1 protein-coding gene, 8 tRNA genes and 2 rRNA genes are annotated in these 6,198 nt (G+C 49.2%); all 11 read left to right on the forward strand.

Annotated elements, in window-relative coordinates; translation table 11 throughout:
• The first annotated feature begins 1 nt into the window (after position 1).
• The 11 genes from C1726_RS11145 (at position 2) to C1726_RS11195 (ending at position 6,198) form a co-directional block, all read left to right on the forward strand.
• Positions 2-75 (forward strand) — tRNA-Met (locus C1726_RS11145).
• 3 nt (positions 76-78) lie between these two features.
• Positions 79-155: transfer RNA gene (locus tag C1726_RS11150), tRNA-Asp, on the forward strand.
• Between the two features lie 148 nt (positions 156-303).
• A tRNA-Phe gene (locus C1726_RS11155) sits at positions 304-379 on the forward strand.
• 10 nt (positions 380-389) lie between these two features.
• Positions 390-462: transfer RNA gene (locus C1726_RS11160), tRNA-Thr, on the forward strand.
• A gap of 16 nt (positions 463-478) precedes the next feature.
• Positions 479-562, forward strand: a tRNA-Tyr gene (locus C1726_RS11165).
• Positions 563-567: 5 nt separating this feature from the next.
• A tRNA-Trp gene (locus C1726_RS11170) sits at positions 568-641 on the forward strand.
• A 9-nt stretch (positions 642-650) separates the two neighbouring features.
• A tRNA-His gene (locus C1726_RS11175) sits at positions 651-726 on the forward strand.
• 6 nt (positions 727-732) lie between these two features.
• Positions 733-806, forward strand: a tRNA-Ile gene (locus tag C1726_RS11180).
• A 267-nt stretch (positions 807-1,073) separates the two neighbouring features.
• Positions 1,074-1,673 carry an undecaprenyl-diphosphatase gene (locus tag C1726_RS11185; protein ID WP_102272659.1) on the forward strand — a complete coding sequence of 200 codons (600 nt, stop codon included), beginning with the start codon at positions 1,074-1,076 and terminating at the stop codon, positions 1,671-1,673.
• 15 nt (positions 1,674-1,688) lie between these two features.
• Positions 1,689-2,947: ribosomal RNA gene (locus C1726_RS11190) — 16S ribosomal RNA — on the forward strand.
• 317 nt (positions 2,948-3,264) lie between these two features.
• Positions 3,265-6,198, forward strand: a 23S ribosomal RNA gene (locus tag C1726_RS11195).
• Together the 16S and 23S rRNA genes form the textbook arrangement of a ribosomal RNA operon.

The raw sequence follows: 6,198 nt of genomic DNA on the forward strand, positions 1-6,198 counted from the left end.
TCGCGGGGTGGAGCAGTCCGGTAGCTCGTCGGGCTCATAACCCGAAGGTCGCAGGTTCAAATCCTGTCCCCGCAATTTGGTCCGGTAGTTCAGTTGGTTAGAATGCCTGCCTGTCACGCAGGAGGTCGCGGGTTCGAGTCCCGTCCGGACCGCCATTTATACATAGTGGCTCAGTAGCTCAGTCGGTAGAGCAGATTGCAGTACGAAGCATTACTTCCACGAGTAGCAATCTGTGACAAAGACCACAGGGCTTTGGAACAAAGGTCACTCTGTAATTAAGGTTTAGGAAACAAAATTTTATGTGGCTCAGTAGCTCAGTCGGTAGAGCAAAGGACTGAAAATCCTTGTGTCGGCGGTTCGATTCCGTCCTGAGCCACCATTTATATTATGCCGGCCTAGCTCAATTGGTAGAGCAACTGACTTGTAATCAGTAGGTTGGGGGTTCAAGTCCTCTGGCCGGCATGTTTCATAAGTTTTCGGAGGGGTAGCGAAGTGGCTAAACGCGGCGGACTGTAAATCCGCTCCTTCGGGTTCGGCGGTTCGAATCCGTCCCCCTCCACCATTTATAGGGGTATAGTTTAAAGGTAGAACTAAGGTCTCCAAAACCTTCAGTGTGGGTTCGATTCCTACTACCCCTGCCATTAATTATGGCGGTTGTGGCGAAGTGGTTAACGCATCGGATTGTGGTTCCGACATTCGTGGGTTCGATTCCCATCAGCCGCCCCATAATGCGGGCCTATAGCTCAGCTGGTTAGAGCGCACGCCTGATAAGCGTGAGGTCGATGGTTCGAGTCCATTTAGGCCCATCATTTATGAATAGATAGTTTTGCCTAGTTCTTTTAGGCATTGCCGATAAAAAATGGATAACTAACCATGTCATTGAGATATAGTTAGTTATCCGTTTTTTAATTGTTTTACTTTATCTATGCTATATTTAATACTTTCAATTAATCTATTGGTTTAAACGCTTACCTTACAAAAGTGTAAGCTAATGTAAGGTAAACAAATTTTCCATTTACAGCGCATGGGACATAATTGTAGTATAAGAAAGGAAGTAGGGGGGAAACCAGCTAATGTCATTTACAGAAACGAACATAAATATATTCAGAATGATTAACGACTTAGGGAAAGAATACACATTCTTAAATCCTCCATTTGTTTTCATTGCTGAATATACAGTTTACCTTTTAGCGCTGGCTACCATCATTTATTGGTTTACTCGTGAGTATAAGAATAGAATGATGGTTATAAGTGCGATGATTACTTTTATATTTGCTGAAATCATAGGAAAACTAGCAGGAACATTCCATTCAAACTATCAGCCTTTTGCTGAACTGGCAAACGTGAATAAATTAATAGAAAAGACCGTCGGGAACTCATTTCCAAGTGACCATACCATACTGTTCTTTTCGTTTTGTATGACCTTTTGGCTTTTTAAAAAGGGGTATGGCTTTTTATGGATGATAGCCGCTATCTTAGTAGGAATATCAAGAATGTGGGTAGGCGTGCACTATCCTGCTGATGTTGCTGCAGGAGCATTAATAAGCATTATCACAGCAATTATTGTTTACTATGTTGTCCCTAAGATAAGCTTCATTCAGAAATTATTGAAGCTATATGAAAAAGGAGAAGGATATATATTGCCTTCAAAATCTAAATCTAAGAATTTCTAAAAATCAGAAACATAAAATGACCAGCTAATAAACAGTTAGCTGGTCATTTTATGTTTCTGACACTGGAAATTAATCTTTGGAATTTGCTTTCGCTTGACGGTANTGGACGAAAGTCTGACGGAGCAACGCCGCGTGAGTGATGAAGGTTTTCGGATCGTAAAACTCTGTTGTTAGGGAAGAACAAGTACCGTTCGAATAGGGCGGTACCTTGACGGTACCTAACCAGAAAGCCACGGCTAACTACGTGCCAGCAGCCGCGGTAATACGTAGGTGGCAAGCGTTGTCCGGAATTATTGGGCGTAAAGCGCGCGCAGGCGGTCTTTTAAGTCTGATGTGAAAGCCCCCGGCTCAACCGGGGAGGGTCATTGGAAACTGGGAGACTTGAGTGCAGAAGAGGAGAGTGGAATTCCACGTGTAGCGGTGAAATGCGTAGAGATGTGGAGGAACACCAGTGGCGAAGGCGACTCTCTGGTCTGTAACTGACGCTGAGGCGCGAAAGCGTGGGGAGCGAACAGGATTAGATACCCTGGTAGTCCACGCCGTAAACGATGAGTGCTAAGTGTTAGAGGGTTTCCGCCCTTTAGTGCTGCAGCAAACGCATTAAGCACTCCGCCTGGGGAGTACGGCCGCAAGGCTGAAACTCAAAGGAATTGACGGGGGCCCGCACAAGCGGTGGAGCATGTGGTTTAATTCGAAGCAACGCGAAGAACCTTACCAGGTCTTGACATCCTCTGACAATCCTAGAGATAGGACTTTCCCCTTCGGGGGACAGAGTGACAGGTGGTGCATGGTTGTCGTCAGCTCGTGTCGTGAGATGTTGGGTTAAGTCCCGCAACGAGCGCAACCCTTGATCTTAGTTGCCAGCATTCAGTTGGGCACTCTAAGGTGACTGCCGGTGACAAACCGGAGGAAGGTGGGGATGACGTCAAATCATCATGCCCCTTATGACCTGGGCTACACACGTGCTACAATGGATGGTACAAAGGGCTGCAAGACCGCGAGGTTTAGCCAATCCCATAAAACCATTCTCAGTTCGGATTGCAGGCTGCAACTCGCCTGCATGAAGCCGGAATCGCTAGTAATCGCGGATCAGCATGCCGCGGTGAATACGTTCCCGGGCCTTGTACACACCGCCCGTCACACCACGAGAGTTTGTAACACCCGAAGTCGGTGGGGTAACCGCAAGGAGCCAGCCGCCTAAGGTGGGACAGATGATTGGGGTGAAGTCGTAACAAGGTAGCCGTATCGGAAGGTGCGGCTGGATCACCTCCTTTCTAAGGATGAAATGAAGTCTAACTTCATTAAAAGACGTTTCATTGTTCGTTCAGTTTTGAGAGAGCAATTCTCTCATATAAATTTGTTCTTTGAAAACTAGATAATGTATATAAAGAAGAATAACCGAGTAATCGCCATCTTAGTTTTCTCTTATTAAATGATTTTTTATAATCAAAATAAGAGTACAAACCATGAGGGCAACAAGCAGCGAGAAGATCAAGGAAGCGACCGAACGAGCACCGGAGCGTACTCAGTACGTGAGGAGCGGAGTGAGAGAGCTGACGCAGAGATTCGAAGCTGATTGTTGACCGAAGTAGGTTAAGTTAGAAAGGGCGCACGGTGAATGCCTAGGCACTAGGAGCCGATGAAGGACGGGACTAACACCGATATGCTTCGGGGAGCTGTAAGTAAGCTTTGATCCGGAGATTTCCGAATGGGGGAACCCTCTATCCGTAATGGGATAGAATCTTTACCTGAATACATAGGGTAATGAAGGCAGACCCGGGGAACTGAAACATCTAAGTACCCGGAGGAAGAGAAAGCAAACGCGATTCCCTGAGTAGCGGCGAGCGAAACGGGATTAGCCCAAACCAAGAGGCTTGCCTCTTGGGGTTGTAGGACACTCTACACGGAGTTACAAAGGAACGAGGTAAATGAACAGGTCTGGAAAGGCCGGCCAGAGAAGGTAAAAGCCCTGTAGTTGAAACTTCGTTCCCTCCAGAGTGGATCCTGAGTACGGCGGGACACGAGAAATCCCGTCGGAAGCAGGGAGGACCATCTCCCAAGGCTAAATACTCCCTAGTGACCGATAGTGAACCAGTACCGTGAGGGAAAGGTGAAAAGCACCCCGGAAGGGGAGTGAAAGAGATCCTGAAACCGTGTGCCTACAAGTAGTTAGAGCCCGTTAATGGGTGATAGCGTGCCTTTTGTAGAATGAACCGGCGAGTTACGATTACATGCGAGGTTAAGTTGAATAGACGGAGCCGCAGCGAAAGCGAGTCTGAATAGGGCGAATGAGTATGTGGTCGTAGACCCGAAACCAGGTGATCTACCCATGTCCAGGTTGAAGTTCAGGTAACACTGAATGGAGGACCGAACCCACGCACGTTGAAAAGTGCGGGGATGAGGTGTGGGTAGCGGAGAAATTCCAATCGAACTTGGAGATAGCTGGTTCTCTCCGAAATAGCTTTAGGGCTAGCCTCATGTAGAAAGAGTCTTGGAGGTAGAGCACTGTTTGGACTAGGGGCCCCCATCGGGTTACCGAATTCAGACAAACTCCGAATGCCAAAGACTTATCCATGGGAGTCAGACTGCGAGTGATAAGATCCGTAGTCAAGAGGGAAACAGCCCAGACCACCAGCTAAGGTCCCAAAGTATACGTTAAGTGGAAAAGGATGTGGAGTTGCTTAGACAACCAGGATGTTGGCTTAGAAGCAGCCACCATTTAAAGAGTGCGTAATAGCTCACTGGTCGAGTGACTCTGCGCCGAAAATGTACCGGGGCTAAACGTATCACCGAAGCTGTGGATGGACATCTACCGATGTCCGTGGTAGGAGAGCGTTCTAAGGGCGTTGAAGCTAGACCGCAAGGACTGGTGGAGCGCTTAGAAGTGAGAATGCCGGTATGAGTAGCGAAAGATGGGTGAGAATCCCATCCACCGAATGCCTAAGGTTTCCTGAGGAAGGCTCGTCCGCTCAGGGTTAGTCGGGACCTAAGCCGAGGCTGAAAAGCGTAGGCGATGGACAACAGGTTGATATTCCTGTACCACCAAACTCCGTTTGAGCAATGGGGGGACGCAGGAGGATAGGGTAAGCGCACTGCTGGATATGTGCGTCTAAGCAGTTAGGCTGCAAGCGAGGAAAATCCCGTTTGCGTGAAGGCTGAGCTGTGACAGCGAGGGAAATATAGTACCGAAGTTCCTGATTCCACACTGCCAAGAAAAGCCTCTAGCGAGGATAAGGTGCCCGTACCGCAAACCGACACAGGTAGGCGAGGAGAGAATCCTAAGGTGAGCGAGAGAACTCTCGTTAAGGAACTCGGCAAAATGACCCCGTAACTTCGGGAGAAGGGGTGCTCTTTGGGGTGTTAAAGCCTCGAAGAGCCGCAGTGAATAGGCCCAGGCGACTGTTTAGCAAAAACACAGGTCTCTGCGAAGCCGCAAGGCGAAGTATAGGGGCTGACGCCTGCCCGGTGCTGGAAGGTTAAGAGGAGGGGTTAGCTCACGCGAAGCTCTGAATTGAAGCCCCAGTAAACGGCGGCCGTAACTATAACGGTCCTAAGGTAGCGAAATTCCTTGTCGGGTAAGTTCCGACCCGCACGAAAGGCGTAACGATCTGGGCACTGTCTCAACGAGAGACTCGGTGAAATTATAGTACCTGTGAAGATGCAGGTTACCCGCGACAGGACGGAAAGACCCCGTGGAGCTTTACTGTAGCCTGATATTGAATTTCGGTACAGCTTGTACAGGATAGGTAGGAGCCTTGGAAGCCGGAGCGCCAGCTTCGGTGGAGGCATCGGTGGGATACTACCCTGGCTGTATTGAAATTCTAACCCATGCCCCTGATCGGGGCAGGAGACAGTGTCAGGTGGGCAGTTTGACTGGGGCGGTCGCCTCCTAAAAAGTAACGGAGGCGCCCAAAGGTTCCCTCAGAATGGTTGGAAATCATTCGAAGAGTGTAAAGGCATAAGGGAGCTTGACTGCGAGACCTACAAGTCGAGCAGGGACGAAAGTCGGGCTTAGTGATCCGGTGGTTCCGCATGGAAGGGCCATCGCTCAACGGATAAAAGCTACCCCGGGGATAACAGGCTTATCTCCCCCAAGAGTCCACATCGACGGGGAGGTTTGGCACCTCGATGTCGGCTCATCGCATCCTGGGGCTGTAGTCGGTCCCAAGGGTTGGGCTGTTCGCCCATTAAAGCGGTACGCGAGCTGGGTTCAGAACGTCGTGAGACAGTTCGGTCCCTATCCGTCGTGGGCGCAGGAAATTTGAGAGGAGCTGTCCTTAGTACGAGAGGACCGGGATGGACGCACCGCTGGTGTACCAGTTGTTCTGCCAAGAGCATCGCTGGGTAGCTATGTGCGGAAGGGATAAGTGCTGAAAGCATCTAAGCATGAAGCCCCCCTCGAGATGAGATTTCCCATAGCGTCAAGCTAGTAAGACCCCTGAAAGATGATCAGGTTGATAGGTTTGAGGTGGAAGCGTGGTGACACGTGGAGCTGACAAATACTAATCGGTCGAGGACTTAACCA

The organism is Cytobacillus massiliigabonensis (assembly GCF_900199725.1).
In the GTDB taxonomy this organism is placed as follows: Bacteria; Bacillota; Bacilli; order Bacillales; family Cytobacillaceae; genus Cytobacillus; species Cytobacillus massiliigabonensis.